The sequence below is a fragment of the Rahnella laticis genome, assembly GCF_015644585.1.
GTDB classification, from domain to species: Bacteria; Pseudomonadota; Gammaproteobacteria; order Enterobacterales; family Enterobacteriaceae; genus Rahnella; species Rahnella laticis.
In genome coordinates this window covers 103,672-128,685 of the sequence record NZ_JADOBI010000004.1, presented here as the reverse complement: position 1 = coordinate 128,685, position 25,014 = coordinate 103,672, and the positions used below count along the sequence as shown (strand labels likewise).

At 56.2% G+C, this 25,014-nt stretch carries 22 protein-coding genes, 1 tRNA gene and 1 other RNA gene; 8 read left to right on the top strand and 16 right to left on the bottom strand.

Annotated elements, in window-relative coordinates:
• Nucleotides 1–4: 4 nt before the first annotated feature.
• On the bottom strand, nt 5–1,486 hold the full coding sequence (locus IV433_RS10010; RefSeq protein ID WP_195814331.1) for a sugar ABC transporter ATP-binding protein: 1,482 nt from the start codon (nt 1,484–1,486) through the stop codon (nt 5–7).
• Nucleotides 1,487–1,780: 294 nt separating this feature from the next.
• Between IV433_RS10010 and IV433_RS10005 the strand changes: the two genes are divergently transcribed.
• From IV433_RS10005 to IV433_RS09990, 4 genes are all read left to right on the top strand, one after another.
• A complete protein-coding gene (locus tag IV433_RS10005; protein ID WP_195814083.1) occupies nt 1,781–2,473 on the top strand; it encodes a CDP-alcohol phosphatidyltransferase family protein in 693 nt (230 codons plus the stop codon).
• Nucleotides 2,457–3,107 (top strand): lysophospholipid acyltransferase family protein, encoded by a 651-nt coding sequence (locus IV433_RS10000; protein WP_195814082.1) that lies wholly within the window; start codon nt 2,457–2,459, stop codon nt 3,105–3,107. Before IV433_RS10005 ends, IV433_RS10000 begins: the two co-directional genes overlap by 17 nt.
• Nucleotides 3,104–4,039 carry a phosphatidate cytidylyltransferase gene (locus tag IV433_RS09995; RefSeq protein WP_195814081.1) on the top strand — a complete coding sequence of 312 codons (936 nt, stop codon included), beginning with the start codon at nt 3,104–3,106 and terminating at the stop codon, nt 4,037–4,039. The genes IV433_RS10000 and IV433_RS09995 overlap by 4 nt, the downstream gene beginning before the upstream one ends.
• Nucleotides 4,040–4,518: 479 nt before the next feature.
• Nucleotides 4,519–4,596: non-coding RNA, RtT sRNA (locus tag IV433_RS09990), on the top strand.
• A gap of 204 nt (nt 4,597–4,800) precedes the next feature.
• On the opposite strand, the gene IV433_RS09985 is transcribed toward IV433_RS09990, so the two are convergent.
• The 13 genes from IV433_RS09985 to rutA all read right to left on the bottom strand — a co-directional run bounded on the left by IV433_RS09985 (nt 4,801) and on the right by rutA (nt 18,220).
• Nucleotides 4,801–5,661, bottom strand: a complete 861-nt coding sequence (locus IV433_RS09985; protein ID WP_195814080.1) for a VOC family protein — start codon at nt 5,659–5,661, stop codon at nt 4,801–4,803.
• Entirely contained in the window at nt 5,654–6,763 is a 1,110-nt protein-coding gene (locus IV433_RS09980; RefSeq protein WP_195814079.1) for an alkylhydroperoxidase domain protein, read from the bottom strand. Before IV433_RS09980 ends, IV433_RS09985 begins: the two co-directional genes overlap by 8 nt.
• Nucleotides 6,760–7,836 carry a putative FMN-dependent luciferase-like monooxygenase gene (locus IV433_RS09975; protein WP_195814078.1) on the bottom strand — a complete coding sequence of 359 codons (1,077 nt, stop codon included), beginning with the start codon at nt 7,834–7,836 and terminating at the stop codon, nt 6,760–6,762. Before IV433_RS09975 ends, IV433_RS09980 begins: the two co-directional genes overlap by 4 nt.
• A 31-nt stretch (nt 7,837–7,867) precedes the next feature.
• Nucleotides 7,868–9,487: a dipeptide ABC transporter ATP-binding protein gene (locus IV433_RS09970; protein ID WP_195814077.1), complete on the bottom strand. Its 1,620-nt coding sequence runs from the start codon at nt 9,485–9,487 to the stop codon at nt 7,868–7,870.
• Nucleotides 9,484–10,347, bottom strand: coding sequence for an ABC transporter permease (locus tag IV433_RS09965; RefSeq protein WP_195814076.1), 864 nt, complete (start codon nt 10,345–10,347; stop codon nt 9,484–9,486). Before IV433_RS09965 ends, IV433_RS09970 begins: the two co-directional genes overlap by 4 nt.
• Complete coding sequence (locus IV433_RS09960) at nt 10,344–11,303, bottom strand: ABC transporter permease (RefSeq protein WP_195814075.1); 960 nt, start codon at nt 11,301–11,303, stop codon at nt 10,344–10,346. Before IV433_RS09960 ends, IV433_RS09965 begins: the two co-directional genes overlap by 4 nt.
• 16 nt (nt 11,304–11,319) lie before the next feature.
• Nucleotides 11,320–12,960: a TIGR04028 family ABC transporter substrate-binding protein gene (locus IV433_RS09955; protein ID WP_195814074.1), complete on the bottom strand. Its 1,641-nt coding sequence runs from the start codon at nt 12,958–12,960 to the stop codon at nt 11,320–11,322.
• A 249-nt stretch (nt 12,961–13,209) separates the two neighbouring features.
• The gene (gene rutG / locus IV433_RS09950) at nt 13,210–14,559 is read right to left on the bottom strand and encodes a pyrimidine utilization transport protein G (protein ID WP_195814073.1); all 1,350 of its coding nucleotides are present in this window, start codon (nt 14,557–14,559) and stop codon (nt 13,210–13,212) included.
• A gap of 23 nt (nt 14,560–14,582) precedes the next feature.
• Nucleotides 14,583–15,101, bottom strand: a complete 519-nt coding sequence (gene rutF, locus IV433_RS09945; protein ID WP_195814072.1) for an NADH-dependent FMN reductase RutF — start codon at nt 15,099–15,101, stop codon at nt 14,583–14,585.
• Nucleotides 15,086–15,925: a pyrimidine utilization protein D gene (gene rutD / locus IV433_RS09940; protein ID WP_195814071.1), complete on the bottom strand. Its 840-nt coding sequence runs from the start codon at nt 15,923–15,925 to the stop codon at nt 15,086–15,088. The genes rutF and rutD overlap by 16 nt, the downstream gene beginning before the upstream one ends.
• Nucleotides 15,926–15,966: 41 nt before the next feature.
• Nucleotides 15,967–16,353, bottom strand: a complete 387-nt coding sequence (gene rutC / locus IV433_RS09935) for a pyrimidine utilization protein C (protein WP_195814070.1) — start codon at nt 16,351–16,353, stop codon at nt 15,967–15,969.
• 26 nt (nt 16,354–16,379) lie between these two features.
• Nucleotides 16,380–17,129 (bottom strand): pyrimidine utilization protein B, encoded by a 750-nt coding sequence (gene rutB / locus IV433_RS09930; RefSeq protein WP_229893316.1) that lies wholly within the window; start codon nt 17,127–17,129, stop codon nt 16,380–16,382.
• The gene (rutA, locus tag IV433_RS09925) at nt 17,129–18,220 is read right to left on the bottom strand and encodes a pyrimidine utilization protein A (RefSeq protein WP_195814069.1); all 1,092 of its coding nucleotides are present in this window, start codon (nt 18,218–18,220) and stop codon (nt 17,129–17,131) included. The genes rutB and rutA overlap by 1 nt, the downstream gene beginning before the upstream one ends.
• A 407-nt stretch (nt 18,221–18,627) precedes the next feature.
• On the opposite strand from rutA, the gene rutR reads away from it, so the two are divergent.
• Together rutR and IV433_RS09915 are read left to right on the top strand one after the other, a co-directional pair.
• A complete protein-coding gene (gene rutR / locus IV433_RS09920; protein ID WP_195814328.1) occupies nt 18,628–19,308 on the top strand; it encodes an HTH-type transcriptional regulator RutR in 681 nt (226 codons plus the stop codon).
• A gap of 10 nt (nt 19,309–19,318) precedes the next feature.
• Nucleotides 19,319–20,308, top strand: a complete 990-nt coding sequence (locus IV433_RS09915) for a metal-dependent hydrolase (RefSeq protein WP_195814068.1) — start codon at nt 19,319–19,321, stop codon at nt 20,306–20,308.
• A gap of 53 nt (nt 20,309–20,361) precedes the next feature.
• Here the strand turns inward: IV433_RS09915 and cycA are convergent, their stop codons facing one another.
• Complete coding sequence (cycA, locus tag IV433_RS09910; protein WP_195814067.1) at nt 20,362–21,762, bottom strand: D-serine/D-alanine/glycine transporter; 1,401 nt, start codon at nt 21,760–21,762, stop codon at nt 20,362–20,364.
• 371 nt (nt 21,763–22,133) lie between these two features.
• On the opposite strand from cycA, the gene IV433_RS09905 reads away from it, so the two are divergent.
• Together IV433_RS09905 and IV433_RS09900 are read left to right on the top strand one after the other, a co-directional pair.
• Nucleotides 22,134–22,209, top strand: a tRNA-Lys gene (locus IV433_RS09905).
• A 416-nt stretch (nt 22,210–22,625) separates the two neighbouring features.
• Complete coding sequence (locus IV433_RS09900; RefSeq protein WP_195814066.1) at nt 22,626–23,039, top strand: hypothetical protein; 414 nt, start codon at nt 22,626–22,628, stop codon at nt 23,037–23,039.
• Between the two features lie 66 nt (nt 23,040–23,105).
• On the opposite strand, the gene IV433_RS09895 is transcribed toward IV433_RS09900, so the two are convergent.
• Nucleotides 23,106–24,872, bottom strand: a complete 1,767-nt coding sequence (locus IV433_RS09895; RefSeq protein ID WP_195814065.1) for a sensor domain-containing phosphodiesterase — start codon at nt 24,870–24,872, stop codon at nt 23,106–23,108.
• Nucleotides 24,873–25,014: the final 142 nt, after the last annotated feature.

The window sequence follows — 25,014 nt, the reverse complement described above, 5'->3', positions numbered from 1 at the left end:
TTGCTCACGCGGGTGTTCCTCCGGTTGAATAGACTAATAAGGTTTCTTCGTCGACGTCTGCGGCGTCCAGTTCGGCCACGATGCGGCCATCCCATAACACCAGAATGCGGTCGCATAAACCGACCAGTTCGGCGAACTCACCGGAAGCATAAATAATGCCTTTTCCCTGTTGCGCCAGGCCGTCAATCAGCCTGAACACGTCCGTTTTGGCCTTGATGTCTACGCCTTTGGTCGGTTCGTCAAAAATCAACACCTGACTCTCACTGCGCAGCCATTTTCCGATAGCCACTTTTTGCTGGTTACCACCGGAGAGCCTCGCCAGCTTCTGCATCGGCCCGGAAGCGCGAATGCCTAAGCGGCTGATAATGTCTTTCGCCCACGACAGCGACTGACGTTTACTGAAAATACTCCAGCGCGAAAACGAATCATCAGCGGTGACGCTGAGGTTCATCGGGATATTTTCATCAATGAAAATCCCTTCCTTGCGCCGTTCTTCCGGCACTAACGCCAGACCCTGTTCGACGGAAAGATGCGGTTCTTTCGGCTTCCACGGTTTGCCGTTCAGCTCACCGCTTTCGACCTGGCTGGGCGTCGCGCCAAACAACGCTTTGCACAGCTCGGTTTTCCCGGCACCCGCCAGCCCGGCAATCCCGAGGATTTCACCCCGGTGCAGGCGCAGCGAGATATCGCGCAGTTTGTCTTTGTCGTGCATGCCGTGAATGTGCAGCAGCGTTTCGCCACTGTGCGGCGGACGGCGTGGCGGATAAATATCATCGAGCTGATGGCCGATCATTTTCTCGATAATCTGCTCGTTGCTCAGGCCGTCCATGCTGTCATCGCTGACCAGACGGCCGTCGCGCAGCACCGTCATGCGGTCGCAGATTTCGCGCAGTTCATGAATGCGGTGGGAGATAAAGACCACCGCCATACCCGCGTCTTTCAGCTTGCGCACCAGCGCAAACAGACGGGCGCTTTCCGCCTGATCGAGCGGGGCGGTTGGTTCATCGAGGATCAGGAAACGGCATTTATGCGATAACGCGCGCGCCAGCAATATCAGCTGTTTCTCGGCCAGCGTGCAGTTTTCGATACGGGCTTTCAGGCTGATGTTCAGGCCAAGCTGTTCGATCAGCAACTGCGCCTGACGGTATAAACGCGGCCAGTTATGCAGATGGCCGGGCTCGGAAAGCCGGTCCAGCATGATGTTTTCGGCGACATTCAGCGTCGGCACCAGCGCGACATCCACCTCCTGCTGAACCAGATGAATGCCGTGAGCGCGCGCGTGGTGCGGGAGTTTAATGTTCACCGGCTCGCCGTCGATGATGATCTGCCCGGTGTAATGATCGTGCGTGCCGGAAAGCACAGCCATCAGCGTCGATTTTCCGGCGCCGTTCGCACCGACCAGCGCGTGGACGGATCCGCCTTCCAGCGTAAAATCAACCTGGCGAAGCGCGGGAAAACCGGCAAATGAAATCGAGATGTTGCGCATCTCAAGACGGGAAGCGGTCACTGGACGTTGGCCTTCTAAACGGGGGATGTGGAGCTTCAGACGTTTAGCCGTCTAAAATGCGGTGTAGCAGAGTTTTAACATATTGTGTGATTTAATCAACCAATTAAAAGATCTAAGGAATGCTCAAACCGGCATAAGCCGCCGGGAATGTTTCAGGGTGAGGGCTGAACAAAAACATTTCACCGCGCAGGCAACTTCACTATTATCTGGATGCCATACAAAGGCTTATAAAAATCAGGGTCATCAGTTTTCAGTAATAAAGGGATATTATTTATGGACTTAAATCTCAAGGATCGGCGGCCGATCGCCACCCGGGACAAACGTTGGGCCAAAAACAGTGCGGTCTGGTTAAAGAATAAAGGCATTACGCCGAATCAGATTTCCGTGGCCAGCATGGGTTTTGCGCTGGTGTCCGGGCTGTGTTTTCTGCTGGCATTTTATTGTGAAACGGCTTTCGGGCGCGGATTTCTTCTCCTGCTGGCGGCGCTGATGATTCAGGGGCGGCTCATCTGCAACCTGCTCGATGGCATGGTGGCGGTGGAAGGCGGCATGGCCAGCCCGGCAGGGCCGGTTTACAACGAATTACCGGATCGCGTTTCCGATACGCTGATTCTGGCGGGCGTCGGTTATGGTCTGGTGGCGATGCCGGAGGCGGTCACGCTGGGCTGGATTGCGGCGCTGCTGGCGCTGATGACGGCGTATTTGCGTCTGCTGGGCGGAACGTGCGGGCTGAAACAGCAATTTCTCGGGCCGATGGCAAAACAGCATCGCATGGCGATTCTGTGTGCGGGCGCGGTGATTGCGATTTTCCTGCCGTCGCAGTGGGGGCAACTTCTGCTGCTGATTTGTCTGGTGGTCATTACGCTCGGCGCACTGGTGACCTGCTGGCGTCGTGGTTCGCGTATTTTGCGTGAACTGCATGAAAAGGCCGGAACTGAGGGAGATAACGATGGAACCTCGCACTAAATTACCGCTGGATGGCCGGCTGGTGGCCGGTTTTCTGGTGCGGCTTTGCCGCCTGCTGACCGGCGTCCGCGCCCGCTGGCTGGCACCTTTGCCGGATAAACAGGCCCGCATTTACTACGCCAATCACTCCAGCCATCTCGACGGTATGGTGATTTGGGCCAGCCTGCCCGGTCATCTGCGTCCGCAGGTTCGTCCGGTAGCGGCGGCAGATTACTGGCTCTCCTCGAAATTGCGCCGTTACATTGCGCGTCGTGTGTTTAATGCGGTGCTGATTAAACGGCGTCCTGCTGAAAAACAGTCGGAACAGCCGAACAATGCGCTGGAACTGATGAACGACCCGCTGAGAAAAGGCCAGTCGCTGATTATTTTCCCGGAAGGCACCCGTGGCAACGGCGAGGAGATCTCGGCGTTTAAAAGCGGGATCTGGCATCTGGCGAAAATGAACCCGGACGTCGAACTGGTGCCGGTTTATCTTGAAAACCTCAACCGCGTGCTGCCGAAAGGCTCCCGTCTGGTGGTGCCCATTCTGTGTTCGGCAACGTTTGGCGAACCGGTTGAAAGTATCCGGGAAGGGGAAGAGAAAGCGGAATTTCTGCTTCGTGCGCGTGCTGCTCTGGAGACACTGGCACCATGAATTTTCAGGATAAATCGTTAGTTTATTTACTGTGCGGATTGTTCGGTCTGCTGCTGATTGCCAGCATTCTGGGCTATCTGATCGCGCTGGTGAAAGGTAATACGCCGGTCGTCGCCAACCTCAATGCCCGCATCCGCGCCTGGTGGATGATGTGTATTTTATCGGTGATGGCAATGTGGTTCGGCCCGATCGGCTCGACGCTGCTCTTTGCCGTGATGTCATTCCTGGCCTTGCGCGAATGCATCACGCTGACGCCTACCCGGCGCGGTGACCACGAAGCGTTGTTCTGGTGTTTCTTCATTATGCTGCCGCTGCAATATTTGCTGGTCGGCGAACGCTGGTACGGCACGTTTGCGATCTTCATTCCGGTCTACGCGTTTCTGTTTATCCCCACCCGCATGGCGCTGGCCGGAGACACGGTCAACTTCCTCGAACGCAGCGCGAAAATTCAGTGGAGCATGATGCTGGCGGTGTACTGCATCAGCCACGCGCCTGCCTTGCTGATGCTGAACATTCCCGGTTATGAAAACCAGAACATCAAACTGCTGCTGTTCCTGATGATTGTGGTGCAGATTTCCGACGTGTTGCAGTACGTATTCGGCAAGTTGTTCGGCAAACGCCCGATTGCGCCGCGTCTCAGCCCCAACAAAACCCTCGAAGGCTTTGTAGGCGGCATCCTCAGCGCCACGCTGGTCGGGACGTTGCTGTGGTGGATCACCCCGTTCGCCCCGTGGCAGGCCGCACTGATTTCGCTGGTCATCACCTTACTCGGTTTCGCCGGGGGTTTGTGTATGTCGGCGATTAAGCGCGACCGCGGCGTGAAGGATTTCGGCGCGATGATCGAAGGGCACGGTGGGATGATGGATCGCATTGATTCGTTGTGCTTTGCAGCACCGGTGTTTTTCCACCTGATCAGGTTTTACTTCACCTGAAGGGGAGGGTTTTGGGAGGCGGTCCAAAAGGGCAAGACCTAAGACCTTGGGTTGCCACCCAAACCGGCAAAACCTAAAACCTTGGGTTGCCACCCAAACCCGCAAAACCTTGGGCTCGCCGCCCAAACTGGCCCAAAGGGCGCGTTAACGCGCGCGCCCTCTGGACACCCGCGCTTTTCAACTGCGCGCTGCCGCTTGCTGGCTATGTTTCAGCAACTCCGGCTAGTGCCGCAAACGCCGCCGCTGCGCGGTACTTTCGCTTCGGGTTCGAACCTGCTCAGAAAAGACTCTCGCCGTTTCTCACCTCTCACTCAACGTCGTTTTGAAAGCGGCCACAAACTTTCTAATTCGCAACCTCGCCGCTGATTGCTACTTAAAAATGCCGTTGAATTTAGATAAGCCTCCGGCCGCTTTCAAAAGCATGCTGAATTACATAGCCAGTGGCCGCTTTCAGAAAGCTTGCCGAGCGAAGTGTTTCGAGACCTATGGCTCGAGCCGAGCGAAGCGAGACAGCGTCACGAAGTGACGACCCGAAGGGCAAGGCCGCAGGCCGAGTAAAACCGAGTAAGGGAACCGCGTAGCGGCAAGTTTTCGCGGCAATAGCTGTGGCACCTGAAACATAGCCAGCGAGCGGCAGCGCGCAGTTTAAGAGCCCGGGATTCTCAAGGGTGGTGGCGATAGACCACCCTTGAGGCCGGTTTGGGTGGCAACCCAAGGTCTTGCAGTGTTTGGGCGGCGAGCCCAAGGTCTTGATGTTGAATTTATTCTTCGCTAAATCTCACCGCCACTCCCAGCGAATCAGCTGCGCGAACCAAAACCCGATGGGTTAAGTCACTAAACGAAATTTCCCCCACGCGCAGGCTATTGCGCACCGCATCCAGCGACCGGGTCGCAAACTCTAATCCGACCATCCGCGCACTCCCGTTTTCCCCCTCGGGCACGATCCCAAACTCGGCCTGCGCCTGTTGTGGCGTCACAAACCGGACGGTTGCGCGACCGGCGCGCAAAGTCACGCCTTCAGCATTCGTCTGTAAGGCTTCTGCGCCGAACAGTTCGCCGTACACTTTCGCGGCGGCCTGCGGGGAGGCGGCGGAAATCACAAAACCGGTGATATCCGCGACGCCGTTCGGGTGGTTTTGCCACTCGGTGCGCCACACCAGTTCCGGGGTCAGGTGCTGGCAAAAGAAACTGCGGCCATTGGGCACGCGGTCGGCGGCCAGCGGGACCGTGCGGAACCGGGCATTGGGCGAGGTGCCGTCGTTAAGCGCCACGGGGCGGAAGAATTCTGCCGGTGCCGAACCCGCAATGTTTTGCTGTTGCAGATGATCAAACACGGCGTTCGAATTCTGCGTTTTCCACACCAGACCGGTGAGGCCGAGCGGAGCCTGCCAGAGATCTTTACGCGTATGCGCATTGCCCGGTTCGAAGCCGAGCAGTTCCAGATAATTTTCGCCGAAAATCGCCAGATGATTGCTGGATCCAAGCGAGTGATGACCGCGCGGTGTGAGCTGGAAACCGAGACGACGGAACTGCTGCTCGGCACCGTTAAGCTGTTCGGCGACGTTAATCACCACGTGATCGAGCTGCGGAACCGGGCGTTGAGAAGTCTGTGAATCAGTCATTAAACGGTTCTCCCAGCGTTAACATCAGGCGGTTTGCCCAGGCGAAGAACGCCGCAGACTGCGCCAGATCGACGATTTCCAGTTCGTTCAGACCCTGATCGCGCAGTGCCTTAATGTGTTCCGGCGAGGCGACCGGCGGCGTGGCGGAGAGCGCGGCGGCGAAATCAATTTCAGCCTGCCAGCGCGGGGATTGTTCCTTGCTGAGAATGCCGCCCGGCGGGATGTCGATCAGCCGCTGAACGTCTTCGGTTTGTTTGGAAAGCTGGCTGGCTTTACGCGAATGCACCGACGCGCAGTAAATACAGCCGTTGATTTTGCTCGCCACGGTGGCCGCCAGTTCGCGCTCTTTGCGCGGCAGGCCGCCGGAGGTGTAGAAAATGCCTTTGTCGGTTAGCGTGCGTTGCTCAAGCACCGGCAGGTTACGGCCTAACAGGCGGAAATAGTCGGAATCCGTATGGCCGAATTTCGCCAGAATCGCCTGCTGGGCTTCATCAAATTCTTCCAGCCTTTTGGACGGGATCCACGGTTCCCAGCCAAGCTCTTCTTGCGTGAATGCCTGCGGCGCGTCGCGGCCGCTGTGGGTGTTCGGTTCAGTGCGCCAGAACGCGGCGCCGACCGGTTTATTGCTGGCGTTTTCCACCGGTTTACCGCCAATCAGACGGTAGCTGCGCAGCGCGCGGCTCTGGAAACTGACGAAAGCAATCAGCTGCGAAATCGTGACGATGGCATCCACCGACCAGCCGGCTTTTTTCAGTGCCTGCAAATGCGCAGGGGTGGCGCTGGCGGGCTTGTAACTCAGGCGTTCGCCGTGAGTCAGCGCGGCGTCGAGACGGGCGGTTTCGTCGATGTCCGGCAAATCCTGCAAACGCTCGGAATAGTGATTGGTGAGCTGTGAATCGCCGTGCCAGCGCGCGACGTTTTGCGCTAAACGCAGACGCTCGGCCAGCGTGAAATCCACGCCGTCCTGTTCGGTAAACAGCGCATCATAGCTGCCTTGCGCGTGGCGGGTCGCGGCGTCGCGGGTGTCGCGTGCCTGTTTCAGTTCAGAGGACGGCGCGATTTCAGCCAGTTTTTCCAGCAGGTCAGTCGAATAAGTGGTCATAAGTTGTCCTGTGCAGATGCAGCCTTTGAGAACGTAGGGTCGGCGGAAGAAGTGGAAACACGGCGCTGCGGCGTGCGGCGAACCCAGCCGAGGGCGGGCGCAACGTGACGCGCGATGAGTTCAATAGAACGTAAAATGTAAGGATGCGGCGGATCGATAGAATGCACCTGAAACGCCAGATCGGTGACGCGGGCCAGCGCGGTGTCGGCCTGTAGCGTGGCGGTGACCTGCTCCGCGCTGCCGAGATGCACGTCAAAGGCGCGGATGTAATCGTCCAGCGTATCGCCCTGAACTAGTTGTCCGCTGGCCCGGTGATTTTCGGCCTGACGGCGTAAACCTTTTTGCGCCAGTTCGCGGGCTTCGTCACCGTTTTCTGTCACAAACGCCGTGCGTGAGCCCATGATTCGCGGTGCAACGCCTTCCGGCAGTGCGTCGAGATAGGCATCGATAATCGGGTTTTGCAGTTCGTCGAGGCGCAGGTCTGGCGCATTCGCCGGGCGTGGCTGGGTGCGCGAAAGCATCAGCCCGTCGCCGGATTTACCGGCACGTGCGCCGCCGTCAACCGAGAATGTGGCCTGCCAGACGCGCTTTTCCAGATGCGGTGCCGCCGGATACAACCGGTTATCGGTGCCTGCCAGCGGTTCGCCGCGCCAGGCGGTCAGCAGGGTTTGCAGATTATGGCTAAACACCGCGCCGCGCTCGCTGCTTTCAAAGCCGAACGGCAGAAATGACGACGGCGTGCCGCCGGAACCCAGCCCGATTTCAAGCCGCCCGCCGGAAAGTAAATCCAGCACGGCGGTGTCTTCTGCCACGCGCAGCGCATTTTCCATCGGCAGCGTAATCACGCCAGTGCCGAGACGGATAAAGCGGGTATGCGCCGCGACCTGTGCAAGGAAAACCAGCGGTGCGGGCAGACCGCCTTCCGCTTCGTGAAAATGGTGCTGCGCGACCCATGCGGAGTCAAAACCCAGCTGCTCGGCGTGAATAATTTGCTCGGTCGCCAGCCGGTAACGTTCCTGCGCGCTGGTGTTATCCAGAAGTCGGGTGAAAAACCCAAGACGTTTGCTGCTCATAATGTCCCTCTTTTCTTTTTCATGTGCTGACTCAGGCGGCGCGGTGGCGGCCGGGGATCGCATCAATCAGCTGCCGTGTGTAATCGCTGGAAGGCAGCGCAAACACGTCTTCCACGTTGCCGGAATCCACCTGTTGCCCGCGGTTGAGTACCGAGACGCTGTGGGAGATTTGCCGGACGGTCGCCAGATCGTGCGAGATAAACAAATAGGTGAGGCCGAGTGAATCCTGAAGCTGTTGAAGCAGGGTCAGAATTTGCGCCTGTACGGTGACGTCGAGCGCCGAAGTCGCTTCGTCGAGCACCAGCACTTTCGGTTCAAGGATCAGCGCGCGGGCAATCGCCACGCGCTGACGCTGGCCGCCGGAAAGCTCACGCGGTTTGCGGCCCAGCAGTTCTTCCGGCAGCGCCACGCGGCGGGCGATATCCAGAACGCGATCACGGCGCACTGCTGACGGGATTTTTTCGAAGTTCAGCAGCGGTTCTTCAATTACGCTGAACAAGGTCTGCGACGGATCGAGCGAGGCGAACGGATTCTGATACACCAGCTGGATTTTACGGCGCACCTGACGCAGCGCTTCGCCTTTGAGGCGCGTGATGTCTTCGCCGTCGATCAGTACGCGGCCGCTGTCCGGTTTCTGGAAACCGAGCAGAATGCGCGCCAGCGTGGTTTTACCCGAGCCGGATTCGCCGACCAGAGAATGTGTGGTGCCGCGAGGAATGCTGAACGAGACGTTATCAACAGCGCGGAATGCCGCCTGATGTTTCCCGCCCAGTGAGAAATCATGGGTGACATTTTCGACTACCAGCACCGGTTCTGCGACGGCGGCAATATGCGCGCGATGGCGGCCTGAAAGGGCAGGGACGTCGGCAAACAGCTGGCGGGTGTATTCGCTTTTCGGTGCGTTCAGCACTTCCGCCGTTACACCCTGTTCCTGCACTTTGCCGTTGCGAAACACCAGCAAACGGTCGGCGCGTTCGGCGGCAATCGCCAGATCGTGCGTGACCAGCAAAACGGCAGTGCCGGATTCGCGGCGCAAATCGTCAATCAAATCCAGAATGCGTTTTTGCACCGTGACGTCGAGCGCGCTGGTCGGCTCGTCGGCAATGATCAGCGCCGGTTGCAGCGCAATGGCAATGGCAATCAGCACGCGCTGTTTCATGCCACCGGAAAGCTCGTGCGGATACTGTTTCGCGCGCTGTTCCGGGTGCGTGAGGCCGACGCGGGTCAGCAGTTCCACCACGCGGGCATCGCGCTGAACACGTGGCAGACGCTGGTGGATATCCAGAATTTCGGCAACCTGTGAACCGATGGTTTTCACCGGATCCAGAGAACTGGTCGGGTCCTGCGGGATCAGGCTGATGCGTGCGCCGCGCAGGGCATCCAGGCGGCGCTGCGACCACTGGCTGATGTCGGTGCCGTTCAGGCGGATTTCGCCCTGTTCGATATGACCGTTCTCCGCCAGCAGGCCGATAATCGACTGCGCGGTCGTGGTTTTACCTGAACCGGATTCACCCACCAGCGCCAGCACTTCTCCGGCGTTAATGGAAAATGAGACGTTGTGGACGACAGCTTTGCCGTCATAGGCAATCGTCAGATTATCCAGCTCAAGAACGGGTGCGGCGTGGTTATTCAAAATCGCCTGTGTGCTCATCGTGTTCTCCTGCGCAATGACTGGCTGATGCGGTTAGCGGAAAGCACCACCAGCACCACAACGACGCCGGGGAAGGTGGTCAGCCACCAGGCGGTTGAAATGTAGTTACGGCCTTCGGCAATCAGCAACCCCCATTCCGGCGTCGGCGGCGGTGTGCCGTAACCGAGGAAACTCAGGGTGGAAATCGCCAGGATCGCACTGCCAAATTGCAATGCCGAGAAGGCGATGACCGAGGTCAGCGAGTTCGGCAGAATGTGCCGCCAGAGGATCGAGAAGAAGGTGCCGCCGCTGCCATAGGCCGCTTCGACGTAATCGCTGTGGCGTACCAAAACCACTTCGGCGCGGGCGAGGCGGGCGAAGTTGGCGACGGAGGTGACCCCGACGGCAATCGCCGCGTGAACCGTGCCGAAGCCGAGCAAAATGATGACGCTCAGCGACAACAACAGGCCGGGAATCGACAGCAACACGTCGTTGATGCGCATGACAATGGCGTCAACAATGCCGCCGCTTGCACCGGCTGCCAGCCCTAATGCGGTGCCGAACACCAGCCCGAGCGCCACGGCGACCAGTGCGCCGGAGAGTGAATGCGACGCGCCGTAAACGATGCGGGCGTACACGTCACGGCCGAGCTGATCGGTGCCCAGCCAGTGACCGGCCTGCGGTGCCAGACGCTGCGCGCCCGCGATGCCTTCGGTGCCGCTGTAACCGGTAAACCAGCCGGGCGCGATCGCCCATAAAATCACGGTCGCGATCACCAGCCAGGCGATGATCAGCCCCGGCTGTAAACGGGCCGGTTTCCAGCGGCGGCGCTGTGTGGCGGGCAGGGAAAGCGTGCTTTTACCCAGCGGTAAGCTGCTCATGCGGTGGCTCCCTTTGTGTTTTTCGAGGCGTTAGCTTTAAGGCGCGGATCAAGCAGCGGATAAAGCAAATCGACCAGTAAATTGATGCCGACAAACGCGGCGGCGGAAATCACCACAATCGCCTGTAAAACCGCGACGTCCTGATTGTTCACCGCCTGCTGCGTCAGTTGCCCGAGTCCGTTCAGGCCAAATACCGTTTCGGTGATCAGCGCCCCGGCGATCAGTTCGCCAAACAGCAAGCCGGCGATCGTCAGCACCGGAAGCAGGGCATTGCGCGCCACATGCCGCCACAGCACGCCGCTGCGGCTGGCGCCTTTGGCGCGGGCGACGGCGACGAACGGCTGGGTCTGCACCTGATCAATGCTGCGGATCAGGATCAGCGCCAGCGGTGCGGAAATCGGCACGGCCAGCGTTACCACTGGTAAAATCAGCCCGACCCATTCCCCCGGATTGATCACCGGGATCCAGCGCAGATGGAAAGAGAAAAACTGAATCAGTGCGATGCCGAGCCAGAAGGTCGGAATGGAAATAAACAGCGACGGCACCGACTGCAACAGGTTTTTCAGCCAGCCGAAATGCAGCAGGCTGGAGATAAACGCCAGCGCAAAAGCCACCACGGCGGCGAGTGCGAAGCCCATCAGCGCCAGCCGCAGCGTCGGCGGAAAGTTGCTGCTGAGTAATTCAGTGACCGGTACGCCAGCCTGAATCGAATAGCCCAGATCCCCGCGCAGGAAATTCCCCAGTGTATGCAGATATTGCTGCACCAGCGGCACATCCGCGCCGTAGGCCGCGCGCATATCGGCGATTTGCGCCGGGCTCAGCCCCATGTCCGGGTTCTGGAATTTAATCAGAATGGCATCGCCCGGCAGCACTTGCAGGAGAATGAAGGAGACGGTAAACGCCGCCCACAACACCAGCAAAGCCTGCCCAAAACGACCGCTAACGTATCGGTTCATGATTCACTCCTGCCTGTTAGTGCTTTTCAAGCCATGCGCCGTAGAAGCTCGGACGGCCAACGGCTTCGAAGCTCACGCCTTTGAAATAAGGCGCACCGGCAAAGACCTGCGGCTCTTCGAAAATTGGGATCACGTAAGCCTGATCGAGCAGGTAGTTCTGCACGTCACCGGCCAGCGCCAGACGTTTTTTCGGATCCACTTCGGCTGAAATCGCCACCAGCAGATCATTCAGCTTGTCGTCACGGAAGCTTTTCACCTTGCTGCTCAGGCCACCTTTTTGCAGTAACGCATCGCGGTTGGTCGGGTAGAAGGAGCTTTTGATGACGTCCGGATCGGCGCGGCCGACTTCCACCACGTTCGCCGGCGTTTTTTCCGGATCCAGGTTGTCCGCCACGCGGCTGCCCGCATCACCGGCCAGAATGTTCAGCTTCGCGCCGACCTGATTCCACTGCTGCGAAACCAGCTGCAAGACTTCTTTGTTCTGCGGCTGCGGCAGGGATTCATAAATGGTCAGCGACAGCGTTTTGCCATCTTTCTGGCGCAGGCCGTTCGGGCCCGGTTTCCAGCCTGCTTCATCCAGCAGCTTTTTCGACAGCGTCGGGTCATACGTCAGTTTGTTGCTCAGATCCACGTAACCGGCGGCGGTTTTGGCGATGACGGAGGTGGCCTGCGGATAGTTTGGCGAGAACAGCGTATCGACCACCTGTTTGCTGTTGGTGGCGTGCAGCAGCGCCTGACGGACTTTGAGATCAGACACCAGAGCGTTGTCCGGGCGGAACGAAATGCTGTCGTTCACGCCTTTAGTTGGCGCGGCATAAATCGGGAAGTTCTGGTCTTTGGCCTGTTTCTCGTCATACGCCTGAACCTGACGGATGAAATCAGCCTGACCGGCCAGCAGCGCGCCGATACGCACGCTGTCTTCGCCGGTAACGATCACTTTGATGCCGTCGAGATTGGCGCGGCCCTGCTGTTTGAGGTTTTTCGGCCCCCAGTTGTAATCTTTGCGCGCCGTCAGATCGACTTCACGACCGAGCGTTTCTTTGCTGACCACGAACGGGCCGGAACCGATGATGTGCGTCGCATCGCCCAGCGCATCAAAATTTCTGTCCAGCGTGCTCAGTGACACCAGGCCGGAGCCGATGGTCGCCGTGCCTTGCAGGAAGCCCGGCGAGGATTTTTTGAAGTAGAACTTCACGGTCAGCGGGTCAATCACTTCGCTGTGGTCGTAGTTGTTAATCACTTCGGAAACCGGCAGATGGCGTTCTTTATTGCCCAGCCCGTAGGTGTCGAAGTTTTTCGCCACGGCGTTGGCATCAAGCGGCGTGCCGTCGGAGAAGGTCACGCCCGGACGCAGTTTGAAAGTGTATTCGGTTTTATCGGCGTTGAAGCTCCAGGACTCGGCAATCCACGGTTCGACTTCCAGCGTCTTAGGGTTCTGATAGGTCAGTTTGTCGGTGATCTGATTGAGGATGCCGCCGTTCGGATAAAAGCCACCGGCCGGAGGATATAAATTGGTGTGCGCCTGTTGTTCGAGATAAACCAGCGTTCCGCCCTGAACCGGTGTTGGATCGGCGGCAAAAACGGCGGAAGAACTGGTGATCAATACCCCTAAAGCCAGTGCGCGTGTGACCGCGTTTTTCCGGCGAAGAATGTGCATAGTGAGACCCTTTTTATTTTTGGCGATGTCTGGCAGATGAATCACTTTTTATTCATATAGAACGAAAGTGCTGGTTCCATAACAAACCAATTTAAAGGGGAGGTGAACGAAGGAATTTCGCATTACTTAGCTGCAATGTGGGAATGTGTGAGGTGCAGAAAGAAAAAAACCAGCGGCTAATCCGGACGGGTGGACCGGATAACCGCTGGCGATCATCAAAAATGATGAGCTAAGGAGAAACTGAGGTCGTTAGTGATCTTTTAATGCAGCTTCTGTGCCAGTTTTTATTTCCGGCTGCGTTTTTACCTGTTTGCTGCGGCTGAGGAAGGCGTTCAGCAAAATTGCGCCAAACGTTGCCGTGCCGATACCGCCCATGCTGAAGCCGCCCAGACTCAGGGTAAAGTTGCCTGCGCCCAGTACCAGCGTGACCGCAACCATGATGAGATTGCCGTTAAGACCCAGATCCACCTGGTTTTGTACCCAGATGCGCGCACCGGCAACGGCAATCAATCCGAACACCACAATCGACGCGCCGCCCAATACCGGACCGGGAATGGTGTGGATCAGTGCACCAAATTTGGGCGAAAAGCCCAACACAATGGCAACAATGGCAGCAGCGACGAAAATCAGCGTGGAATAAATTTTTGTCACCGCCATGACGCCGATGTTTTCCGCGTAGGTCGTCACGCCGGTTCCGCCCGCAGAGGCCGACAGTAATGTTGCCAGCCCGTCGCCGACAAACGCGCGGCCCATGTACGGATCGAGATTTTTACCGGTCATACCCGCGACCGCTTTAATATGCCCGAGGTTTTCCGCCACCAGAATCACGGCCACCGGCGCAATCATCAGCATCGCGTGGGTGCTGAACACCGGCGTGGTGATAGTCGGCAGGCCAAACCACGGCGCCTGCGCGACGGCGGTGAAATCCACCGGTGCGCCCAGCCCCATGACGTTTGTGACCAGCATATAAATCAGATACGCCGCCACCAGCCCGAGCAGCAGAAGTAAACGCTGCACCAGTCCGCGGGTGAAAACGGCCACCGAGCCAATACACAGCACGGTGACCACCGCCATCCAGCTGTCAAACGACGACGCCGAGACGCTGTTAATGGCAATCGGCGCGAGGTTCAGACCAATTGCCATCACCACCGCACCGGTCACGACCGGCGGCATCAGGCGTTCAATCCAGCGCGTACCGACGGCCATCACCACAAAACCAATCAGCGTATAAATGACGCCACAGGCAATAATCCCGCCGAGTGCGACGCCGATATTCGGGTTCGCGCCGTGGCCGCTGTAGCCGGTCACCGCAATCACCAGCCCGACAAACGCCGCGCTCGACCCGAGGTAACTCGGCACGCGTCCGCCGACCACCAGGAAAAACAGCAGGGTGCCGATGCCGGACATCAGGATCGCCATGTTGGCGTCAAACCCCATCAGCAGCGGCATTAATACCGTCGCGCCGAACATGGCGACGGTATGTTGCAGACCCATAATCACCGTCGGCCCTAACGGCAGCCGTTCGTCCGGCGCAATAACGGCGCCATCCAGATTGCCTTCTCTTTTACGCCACTTTGGAAACCAGGAAGTATTAGCCATTCTTAATTTGACCTTCAGATGAGTTAACAGGCTGACTGCCGCATCAGCGGGTGATAGCGGCGGTCGAAATACACCAGTCCGTGGCGTTCGTCATTGCGGGTGATCGCAACGGCTTCGCAAAACAAAATATCGTGGGTGCCGACGCGGGTGACTTGCGTGATTTTGCAATCAAACGAGACCAGCGCATCGGTGAGAATGGGTGAGCCGGTGGAAAGGGATGACCATTCGGCGGCTTCAAAGCGTTGTTCCATTGGCGTTTTTCCACCAAATAAATTGGACAGCGATTCATGGCAGTCAGCCAGCGTGTTGACGCACAGCACCTGATTTTCGGTAAAGGCCGGATACACCGACGCCGAGCGGTTCAGGCAAACGAGCAGGGTTGGCGGTGAGTCGGTGACGCTGCACACGGCGGATGCGGTAAAGCCCGCGCGACCGCCGGGGCCGTCGGTGGTGATGATGTTAACGGCAGAACCGAGATGCGCCATTGCATCGCGGAACGCCTGTTTTTCAACGGCTGGCGTAGCGGTTAATGTTTCGGCCATGTTGTCTCCGTGGGCAGGCGATGGGAAGGCGCGGCAGGTTTTTGCGATGAATGCCGTTGCAGCCATTCCAGTAAAATCGGGTTAAACGTTTCCGGGTCGGTCACGCTCATGGCATGACCGCCGTACAGCATTTGTGTGTGTTCGCCGTTCGGCAGGCGTTCGGCGAGATCGGCAGAACGCATCCACGGCACCAGCAAATCATCTTTGCAGCTGAACGCCAGCGTGGGCGCGATCACCTGCCCGAGCGTTTGGGTCAGGTCGGAATTCATCAGCGCCTGTAATCGGTGAAGCAAATTTTCCATTCCCTGAAAATGCGTCACCTGATGCTGGCGCTCTTCCTGAAGTAATACGTCGTTGGCCGACAGCCAGTCGCCCGGATACAGAAACAGCGGTTGTGCCTGTACGTAGGCATCGACGCCGCTGTTGAGCAGTAAATTCTGGCGGACTTCAAAGCAGCGGCGCGTCTGGTTGTCGAGCTTTGCCCAGCCGTTGATCACCACCAGGCTTTGTAGCAGCGCGGGGTAACGCAGTGCCAGATGCAGGCCAATAATGCCGCCGAGCGCGTGCCCCACCAGATGGCAGCGGGTGATATCCAGTTCGTTGAGCAGCCCGGCGAGTTCATCCGCCATATCTTCCATCCTGTAACCGGCGGGCGCTGTGCCTTTGCTGACGCCAGTTCCGTGCTGGTCATAAATGATGACGCGGAAATACCCGCTCAGCATCGCCAGCTGGGGTTGCCAGAAACTGCCTGAACCGCCGAGGCCGGAGGAAAGCACTACGGTTTCGGCGTCTGCATTATTCTTACCCAATACCTTGTAATACATGATGTTTCCTCAAGGTCTTCAGGAGAACGGATCCCGGTGTTTTACTTGCCGATGTGCGCGATGGTGGCGATTTCAATCAGCGCACCCGGTTTGACCAGCCCGCACTGAATGCAGAACCGCGCCGGTTTTTCGCCCGGAAAATACTCGGCGTAAACCTGATTCACGGCGGCGTAATTCACCCAGTCGGTAATGAAAATCGAGTTCATGGTGACGTCATCCATTGTGCCGCCCGCGGTTTCAATCACGCTTTTGATGGTTTCCAGCACATGGCGGGTTTGCGCGGCGGCATCGCCCGGATGCACGACGTTATTGTCTTTATCAAAAGGCAGTGTGCCGGAGACGTAGACCACGCCGTCGGCCAGCGTTCCCGGAACAAACGGTGCCAGCGGAACGCCGCTGCCAGCCGGAATAATGGCACTTTTAGGCATATTGCTGTTTCCTCTTCATAAAGCCGTTATGCGGCGTTTTGTTTAGCGTCATAACCCACGGCGTCGCAGAAATTGCGGACGCTGGAGACCCAGCCGAAGAACGTTTCGATGTTATAAATCGCCGCATTTTGCGCGAATTCCGGGCCAGCCTGATGGGTGGCGTCTTCTAGCACCACGCCGAAATATTCGAGGAAGAAACCGTCACGCAGCGTGGATTCCACGCACACGTTGGTGGCGATGCCGGTAAACACCAGATGGTGAATGCCGTAACTGCGCAGCAGGCTGTCGAGCTGGGTGTTGAAGAATCCGCTGTAGCGCGGTTTTGGCAGCACGATGTCGCCCGGCTGTGGCCGGAGTTCATCCACCAGGTCGTAATCCCAGTCGCCTTTTGCCAGCAATTTACCCATCAGTTCCGGGCGCTTACGCATGGTTTTCAGCGCGTTGGATTTGTGGAAGTTTGGTGAGCCGGCACCACCGGCCTCAACGTACTGGTTGTCCCAGCCGTTCTGGAAGAAGATCACTTTGATGCCGGCGGCGCGCGCGGCGGCAATGGCCACTTTGATGTTGGCGATCACCGGCGCAGTGGCGGAGACGTCAAAACCGGCCAAATCCAGATAACCACCCTGTGAGGCGTACGCATTCTGCATATCCACCACAATCAGCGCCGTTTGCTGTGGCGTAAACGCAATGGCTTCCGGACGCGCGGTGAGAATGGTTTCCTCGCCGCTGTTTTTCGGTTCGCGGCGGACAACGGTCTGATTTTCAACAATGTTCATTACGCCACCTCTTTCTGCTGCGTTGCGATGTGCTGGCGGGTTTTCATTAATGGCTGGATGAAACGGCCAAAGTTTTCGATGCCTTCTACGAAATCGTCGAAGGTCAGCAGGACGCCACCTGCGCCGGGTACGCTGTCGATTTCATCAAGCATTCTGGCGACGCTGGCGTAGGAGCCGACCAGCGTGCCCATGTTGATATTGACCGCTGACGTGGGGTCGGCCATCTGGCGGACATTGGTGTCGGCACCGGATTTGGTGTCTTTGCTGCTCTGATCGGTGAGCCACGCCAGTGCATCAGCATCGGCGCCTTCTTTATACAGTTCCCATTTGGCACGGGCGGCGGCGTCGGTTTCATCCGCGATGACCATAAAGAGCACGTAAGAGGAGACGTCGCGGCCTTCGGCTTCCGCCGCCGTTTTCATGCGCGCGGCGGTCGGCGCAAACGCGGTTGGCGTGTTAACGCCTTTGCCAAAGCAGAAGTTGAAATCGGCGTGTTTAGCAGAGAACGCCATGCCTGCGTCGCTTTGTCCGGCGCAGATCACTTTCATTTCAGACTGCGGGCGCGGGCTCACGCGGCAGTCGTCCATCTTGAAGAATTCGCCGTCGAGCGTGCAGTGGCCGGTGCCCCACAGGTCGCGCAGGACGCTGACATATTCGGTCAGATAGTCATAACGGCGGCTGAAATAGTCGTCGCCCGGCCACATGCCCATTTGTTCATATTCCGGTTTCTGCCAGCCGGTGACGACGTTCACGCCGAAACGGCCGTTGGAGATGGAATCAATCGTGGCGGCCATGCGCGCCACAATCGCCGGTGGCATCACCAGCGTGGCGGCGGTGGCGTAAAGCTGGATGCGGGAGGTCACGGCGGCAAGGCCCGCCATCAGCGTGAACGACTCCATGTTGTGTTCCCAGAATTCGGTTTTACCGCCGAAGCCGCGCAGTTTGATCATCGAGAGCGCGAAGTCGAAATGATAGTGTTCCGCCTTCTGCACGATGGTTTTGTTCAGCTCAAAGGTCGGTTTGTACTGTGGCGCGGTTTCAGAAATTAACCAGCCGTTGTTGCCGATAGGAATGAAGACACCGATTTTCATAGCTCACCTCAGTTGAAGATTCATTTTTCAATACAAGGGCTTGCGAAAATCTCTGCGCGGCTTGAGTGCGTCCTGCGGGTTCCGAATTGCACCGTGCTGAAATTTCCTAACGAGGTGAGTATTGCAAGGGCAGTGCCACTTTTTTAAACGTGATGGTTATCAATAAGTTAAAAATATGTTTTGACCCGGGGTGGAGCAAACGGTCTGTTTCAGACCATCTGGTCAAAACAAACTGCACATAAATCAGGCAGGAATGTCCGTAAATGGTGCATTTTTGTTAAATAACGCAATTGGTGTGGTTATTTATTTGTTGTCTAATTGGCCGGGCTTATAGCGATAGTCGCGTTTATCCCTATTTGTTATGATTTCCCCCTCGCTGTTTGTCTCAGGAAATTCTTGTGAAGCCATTGGTCGAACCTCCTCAGCCCGCCGCCGGGGAAAGCAAATTCCGCAAAACCGGGGTGAAAGCACCGACGCGCCGCTCGCGGGCGGTCGCCGCCAAACGTGGCAATATCATGGCTGCCGCGCTGGAGTTTTTCTCGCTGTACGGCATTCACGGCACCAGCCTGGATCAGGTCGCTGAGCGTGCCGATGTCTCAAAAACCAATCTGCTGTATTACTTCCCGTCGAAGGAAGATCTGTATATCGCCGTGCTGAAAGGCCTGCTGGATATCTGGCTGGCACCGCTGAAAGCGCTGCAACGGGATCAGCATCCGCTGGAAGCGATACGCGAATATATCCGCCTGAAACTCTGTGTTTCCCGCGATCATCCGCAGGCGTCCCGGCTGTTTTGTCTGGAGATGGTGCAGGGCGCGCCGCTGCTGAAACAGGAACTTGGCGGCAGCCTGAAAACGCTGGTGGAAGACAAATCGGATGTGATCCGCGGCTGGATCAAAGATGAATTAATTGCGCCGGTTGACCCGATGCAGCTGATTTTTATGCTGTGGGCAACCACGCAGCATTACGCCGATTTCGGTGTGCAGGTGGAAGCCATCACCGGCAAAACGCTCAACGATCCTGAATTTTTCGAACTGACCGTGAGCAACGTGCAGCGCATTATTACCGAAGGCATACAGCTTCGGGCTTGAAGAGGTCAGGATGGATTCGGTTTCACAATTAGTCTTGGGCGCCGCCGTGGGTATCGCGGTGATGGGCAAGCGGACGCCGGTGTGGAAATCCGCGCTGGCGGGCGCGGTCTGCGGAACGTTGCCGGATCTGGATGTTTTCTACGATCACGGCGACGCCATCAGCAATATGACGCAGCACCGCACGGACACGCATGCGCTGTTGTATCTCACGCTGGTTTCGCCGCTGCTCGCCTGGATGATGGCGAAAATTTTCAGCGCCGGGCAGCACTTCAGACGCTGGTGCGGCACGGTCTGGCTGGCGCTGATCACGCATCCGCTGCTCGATTTAATGACGGTTTATGGCACGCAGCTGGGCATCCCTTTTACGCATTATCCGTTTGCGGTCGGCAGCATTTTCATCGTCGATCCGCTGTATACGTTGCCGCTGATCATCGGCGTCGGGCTGGCGCTGTACCGTGAGCAACAGCGCGGGATTATGTGGAATAACGTGCTGCTGGGCGTGAGCTGTTTGTATCTGGTCTGCACGGTTATCGAGCAGCATCAGGTGACGGTGCACGTCAGCGAAGAATTGCAGCGGCAGAACATCGAAAGCACGCAGGTTCTGGTGACGCCGACGCCACTCAACTCACTGGTGTGGCGCGTGGTGGTGATGAATAAAGACAGCTATGGTGAAGGTTTTACATCGCTGCTGCACCCGGATTCCCCGATCCGTTTCCGCTTTTATCCGCGCGGAGAAGCACTCTACGAAGCGCATAAAGACAATGCGTTTCTTGCCCGCGTCGCGTGGTTCAGCCACGGATTTTTCAGTGTGAAAGAGCAGGGCGGGCACATCCTGGTGAGCGATTTACGCATGGGCCAGGAACCGGATTACACCTTTGTGTTTGATCTTGGTGAGATGAAAGCCGGAGAACCGCCTGAATTACCGGTCAAAGTGGCCTCGGTCAGACCGTCAGCGCTTAAAATGTGGCGGCAGTTCAGACAGGCGCTGGATGTGGAGTAAGTCACCTAAGAGAAAGGAGCCGTAGAGGCTCCTTTCTGCTATTACCGGTTCAGTTAAGCGCGGCGGCTTCTGCTTCGCAGCCAGTAGCCAATGCCGAGGATCACGAACCAGAGCGGCGTAACCATCAGTGCCTGGCGGGTGTCATCCTGCAAAGTCAGCAGCACAAGCACGAAGGCGAAGAACGCCATGCATACCCAGCACATGATTTTGCCGAGCGGCATTTTGTAGATGGACGCTTCGTGAAGTTGCGGACATTTACGACGGTAGACCAGATACGAGCAGAGGATGATGGTCCAGACGAACATAAACAGAATCGCAGAAACGGTGGTGACCAGCGTGAAGACCGTCACCACGTTCGGGATCAGGTAAATCAGCACCACACCGCCAAGCAGGCAGATGCAGGAGAAGGTCAGCCCGTTAGACGGCACGGCGCGGGAAGAGAGTTTGCCGAACGCTTTCGGCGCATTGCCTTCCTGAGCCAGACCAAACAGCATGCGGCTGGTGGAGAATACGCCGCTGTTGGCGGAAGAAGCAGCAGAGGTCAGCACGACAAAGTTGATGATGCTCGCCGCAGCCGGCAGACCGGCCAGAACAAACAGCTCAACAAACGGACTTTTATCCGCAACAACGTGGCTCCACGGTGTGACTGACATAATCATGATCAGCGAGAAAACGTAGAACATGATGATGCGCAGCGGGATTGCATTGATGGCGCGTGGCAGCGATTTCTGCGGATCTTTCGTCTCGGCAGCCGTTGTGCCCACCAGTTCAATCCCGACAAAAGCAAACACCGCAATCTGGAAACCGGCGAAGAATCCGCTGACGCCTTTCGGGAAGAATCCGCCATCATTCCACAGGTTACTGAAAGCAGCGACGGTGCCGGTTGGCGTCTGAAAATGCGTCAGAACCATTACCAGCCCGGCAATAATCAGCCCGACAATGGCGACGATTTTGATCATCGCGAACCAGAATTCCATCTCACCAAACATTTTGACGGTGGCCAGGTTCAGGCTGAGGAGAACCAGAACGCAGAGCAGCGAGGCGATCCATTGTGAAAGACCGGGGAACCAGAATTGCGCGTAGGCGGTGATGGCGACGACGTCGGCGATGCCGGTAACGACCCAGCAGAACCAGTATGTCCAGCCGGTGAAATAGCCGGCCCACGGACCGAGAAGGTCGGCGGCAAAATCGCTGAAGGATTTGTATTCAAGATTGGAAAGGAGCAGTTCGCCCATCGCACGCATGACGAAAAACAGCATAAAGCCGATGATCATATACACGAAGATGATGGAAGGACCGGCAAGACTGATGGTTTTTCCGGAGCCCATAAACAGGCCGGTACCGATGGCACCGCCGATGGCAATAAGCTGAATATGGCGGTTAGAGAGGTTTCGCCGCAAACCTTCTGCGTTCTCTTCCTCTGACTGAGTGAGGATTTTCGACTCTTCTTGCATGTTGTATTGATTCCTGTTTTTTGCTTTTGCGTATGAACTCCGCCATATCGCATTTATTTATGTCAGTAAATTGAGCTCTCAATGGCTCTTTTGTCAGCCCATCTGGAACGACAGCGGGGATGACCGGTGTAATAGTAATGTTATATGCGCATTTATTATAACTGGCATGAAAAATGCCGCCGAAAAAAATGTATCGTATTTTTTACAACGTGGATAACTGAGTGTTAATTAATCAAATATCAGTGACTGCAACGCGAATAATACCGTTTTTAACTGTGATGGGCTTCACAATTATCACTGAGAATAACTGCAAAAAAAGTATGGATAAGCGTTTGACATCATCCGTTGAGAAGAGAATAATCCGTCCCGTTGGGTCGTTAGCTCAGTCGGTAGAGCAGTTGACTCTTAATCAATTGGTCGGCGGTTCGAACCCGCCACGACCCACCAACATTCTAATTATCAACGAGTTGTGATTCCCCTTTTCCTCATTCCCTTCTGTATTATCTTTATGATTCTTCAATACCCTTATTTCATTCTAATTCCGGAAATAAAAAGTCGTGTGTAGCCTTAAATTTAATCGGTGAGTTCGGATTAGTTTTACTGTGGTTGAACAGGGTGAAATGCGGGATATAAGTTTTATGTAGCGGCTGTTTAACTTTACGGGTTCATTATCTTCATTTTTGTGACAGGGAATATTAAGGTTTTCTTTGGCATGGCATTAATTTCCCGATGCTTTAACGTTGCAATCATGGATGTGATTTTGTTTTGCCCTGTCTGCTTGCGGTGCAACACTCTCTCCTAAAAAGAGTCGGACAAATGCGCGCACGCTGCTATTATTCGTGCATAAACTCAGGGAGATAACGATGAAAAAAACACTGGTGGCCTTGGCTGCTCTACTTTTAGCCGGGTGCGCAGCTAATCCTTACGAGCCGACACTTCAGGTCAAATCGTCGTTTGCCAATGCCAGCACCACACCGCCGGCGGGGCAGACGCATGTCAGATTGCACCGCATCGAGCAGTGGTCGGTGATACCTTTTGAAAAAACCTGTCCGCTGATCGTGATTTTGGATGGTCAGACCGTAGCATCGCTGCACTTTAATCAGTATGTGGATTTAAATGTGCCAAACGGCATGCGAACCATCGACGTGCGTCTTGCCTGCGCACTGACCAAAACGACCGGTTCGATTACTGTGGATGCGAACGGGAAACCTGTCAGTCTGGAAACAGACCGCAGTTTCTTCGGAACCTACAATATCCGGCAGAAAACCGCTGAATGACCGAAATGAAAAACCCGCTCCGGCGGGTTTTTTTTGGCTATTTTCGCAATGATTACGCGGGGAATATCAGGTGTACGGTTTCGACCATTCCAGTATCTGATCGTGATGCAGCGGGCGGGAAAAATAGAAGCCCTGCACGGAATCACAACGGAGTTCTTCCAGGCACATCAGCGTGTCGTTGTCTTCCACGCCTTCGGCAACGACCTGGTAACTCAGCGCGTGCGCCATTTCAATCATCGATTTGACGATCACTTTGCTTTTGCTGTCATTGCTGATGCCCTGAATCAGGGACTGATCCAGCTTTAACGTATCCGCCGGAATTTTTTGAAGGTAGTTCAGGTTGCTGTAGCCGGAACCGAAATCGTCCAGCGCAATGCTGATACCCATTTGTCTCAGGGCATCCAGCGATGCGACGGCGTGCGGATTATTCGCCAGCGTCTGGGTTTCCAGACACTCGATTTCCAGCATCGACGGGGAAACCTGATGCAGGATCAGCGCGGTATGAATACGCTGAACCAAATCCTGTTCCACCAGATTATTGGCCGTCAGATTAATGGAAACCTGAATCTGCGCGCCGCGTTTTTGCCATTCGGCAATCTGCATCACGGCCTGAGTAATCACCCAGTTAGTCAGCGGCGTAATCAGCGGGGTTTTTTCTGCCAGAGGAATGAACTCTGAAGGGGAGATGATCCCGAGTGTCGGGTGCTGCCAGCGGATCAGCGCTTCCACGCCCTGGAATTTTTTATCAGCCAGACGAATTTTTGGCTGATAAACCAGATGAAAATCTTCGCAGGAGGCGACGGTCGCCATCAGGTCATTTAGCAAATTGAAGGCACGCAGCTGGATAACATCGGATTCCCGCTGATACGGCATCACCAACTGATTATTGCTGATGGCTTCATGCAGGGACGACATACCCTGTCGCATGGTGGTTTCCGCGCAGGAAGAGGTTGACGAAAAGACGGTGTAACCCGCGTGCAAGCGGACATTAATCGGGATATCGCTGGTAATGCTGCGCTGGATTTTAGCGGCGGCGATTTCCAGCTGATTAAAAATCTCCTGCTGTTCATCGAGCCGCTTGATCAGCGCAAAACGGCCGAGCATCAGGCTGTAAACTTTGTCGTTTTCATTCAGTTCGCTGCGCAGGAAAGCCCCGACGTCTTTCAGAATGTTTTCGACTTTCGGAATGCCAATCGAGCGCCCGATGTCGTAGGCATAAAGCGTGTCGAGCGTATCAATCAGGATCAGCAGATAGGACGTATTGTCCGGCGTTTTGATCAGTTGCGCGATATCTTCCATCAGCCGCTGGCGGTTAGGCAGGCGCGTAACGATATCGACAAAGCTCATCGAGCTGCGCGATTCAATAATATCAATGACGATAGCGGCGAGATCCGAGAGCATTTCCACTTCCTGCACGGAAAAATCTCTCGGTTGTTTGTCGGCCAGACACAGGCTGCCGACGGCAAAACCATCGCGCGTGATAAGCGGGGCACCCGCGTAGAAGCGCATTCCCTCATCGGCGGTGACCAGCGGATTCTCGCTGAAACGTGGATCCTTTGTGGCATCGTTGACGACCATCACCGATGAAGAGCGGATGGTGTGATCACAAAACGCAATATCACGTGCGGTGTACTGTGTTGCCGTATTGGTTTTGGATTTAAACCACTGACGGTGCTGGTCAACCAGAGTAATGATGCAAATAGGAATATCGAAAATTTGCTGAGTCAGACGGGTAATCAGATCAAGCACTTCATCCGGATTGCTGTCCGCAATCTTGAGTTTTTGCAGCGCCGCAAGCCGTTTATTTTCGTTTGGATTCAGAACCCTTTTCATTCTGTACGACCTCTGATCGCCGATCTGGACGCGTTTAGTTATGCACTATAGCGTGACTCTGATTCATTTATCATTTTCTTTTTGTCCGTTTTGCGAGGGTTGCTGTCAGTTAGCAAGGCGCAGAAAGATATCGTTTGCGTAC

What these genes read in the sequence shown, in the direction of transcription:
- IV433_RS10010 (WP_195814331.1), bottom strand. Translation starts at nt 1,486, where the DNA reads ATGCGCAACATCTCGATTTCATTTGCCGGTTTTCCCGCGCTTCGCCAG.
- IV433_RS10005 (WP_195814083.1), top strand. Translation starts at nt 1,781, where the DNA reads ATGGACTTAAATCTCAAGGATCGGCGGCCGATCGCCACCCGGGACAAA.
- IV433_RS10000 (WP_195814082.1), top strand. Translation starts at nt 2,457, where the DNA reads ATGGAACCTCGCACTAAATTACCGCTGGATGGCCGGCTGGTGGCCGGT.
- IV433_RS09995 (WP_195814081.1), top strand. Translation starts at nt 3,104, where the DNA reads ATGAATTTTCAGGATAAATCGTTAGTTTATTTACTGTGCGGATTGTTC.
- IV433_RS09985 (WP_195814080.1), bottom strand. Translation starts at nt 5,661, where the DNA reads ATGACTGATTCACAGACTTCTCAACGCCCGGTTCCGCAGCTCGATCAC.
- IV433_RS09980 (WP_195814079.1), bottom strand. Translation starts at nt 6,763, where the DNA reads ATGACCACTTATTCGACTGACCTGCTGGAAAAACTGGCTGAAATCGCG.
- IV433_RS09975 (WP_195814078.1), bottom strand. Translation starts at nt 7,836, where the DNA reads ATGAGCAGCAAACGTCTTGGGTTTTTCACCCGACTTCTGGATAACACC.
- IV433_RS09970 (WP_195814077.1), bottom strand. Translation starts at nt 9,487, where the DNA reads ATGAGCACACAGGCGATTTTGAATAACCACGCCGCACCCGTTCTTGAG.
- IV433_RS09965 (WP_195814076.1), bottom strand. Translation starts at nt 10,347, where the DNA reads ATGAGCAGCTTACCGCTGGGTAAAAGCACGCTTTCCCTGCCCGCCACA.
- IV433_RS09960 (WP_195814075.1), bottom strand. Translation starts at nt 11,303, where the DNA reads ATGAACCGATACGTTAGCGGTCGTTTTGGGCAGGCTTTGCTGGTGTTG.
- IV433_RS09955 (WP_195814074.1), bottom strand. Translation starts at nt 12,960, where the DNA reads ATGCACATTCTTCGCCGGAAAAACGCGGTCACACGCGCACTGGCTTTA.
- rutG (WP_195814073.1), bottom strand. Translation starts at nt 14,559, where the DNA reads ATGGCTAATACTTCCTGGTTTCCAAAGTGGCGTAAAAGAGAAGGCAAT.
- rutF (WP_195814072.1), bottom strand. Translation starts at nt 15,101, where the DNA reads ATGGCCGAAACATTAACCGCTACGCCAGCCGTTGAAAAACAGGCGTTC.
- rutD (WP_195814071.1), bottom strand. Translation starts at nt 15,925, where the DNA reads ATGTATTACAAGGTATTGGGTAAGAATAATGCAGACGCCGAAACCGTA.
- rutC (WP_195814070.1), bottom strand. Translation starts at nt 16,353, where the DNA reads ATGCCTAAAAGTGCCATTATTCCGGCTGGCAGCGGCGTTCCGCTGGCA.
- rutB (WP_229893316.1), bottom strand. Translation starts at nt 17,129, where the DNA reads ATGAACATTGTTGAAAATCAGACCGTTGTCCGCCGCGAACCGAAAAAC.
- rutA (WP_195814069.1), bottom strand. Translation starts at nt 18,220, where the DNA reads ATGAAAATCGGTGTCTTCATTCCTATCGGCAACAACGGCTGGTTAATT.
- IV433_RS09915 (WP_195814068.1), top strand. Translation starts at nt 19,319, where the DNA reads ATGGATTCGGTTTCACAATTAGTCTTGGGCGCCGCCGTGGGTATCGCG.
- cycA (WP_195814067.1), bottom strand. Translation starts at nt 21,762, where the DNA reads ATGCAAGAAGAGTCGAAAATCCTCACTCAGTCAGAGGAAGAGAACGCA.
- IV433_RS09900 (WP_195814066.1), top strand. Translation starts at nt 22,626, where the DNA reads ATGAAAAAAACACTGGTGGCCTTGGCTGCTCTACTTTTAGCCGGGTGC.
- IV433_RS09895 (WP_195814065.1), bottom strand. Translation starts at nt 24,872, where the DNA reads ATGAAAAGGGTTCTGAATCCAAACGAAAATAAACGGCTTGCGGCGCTG.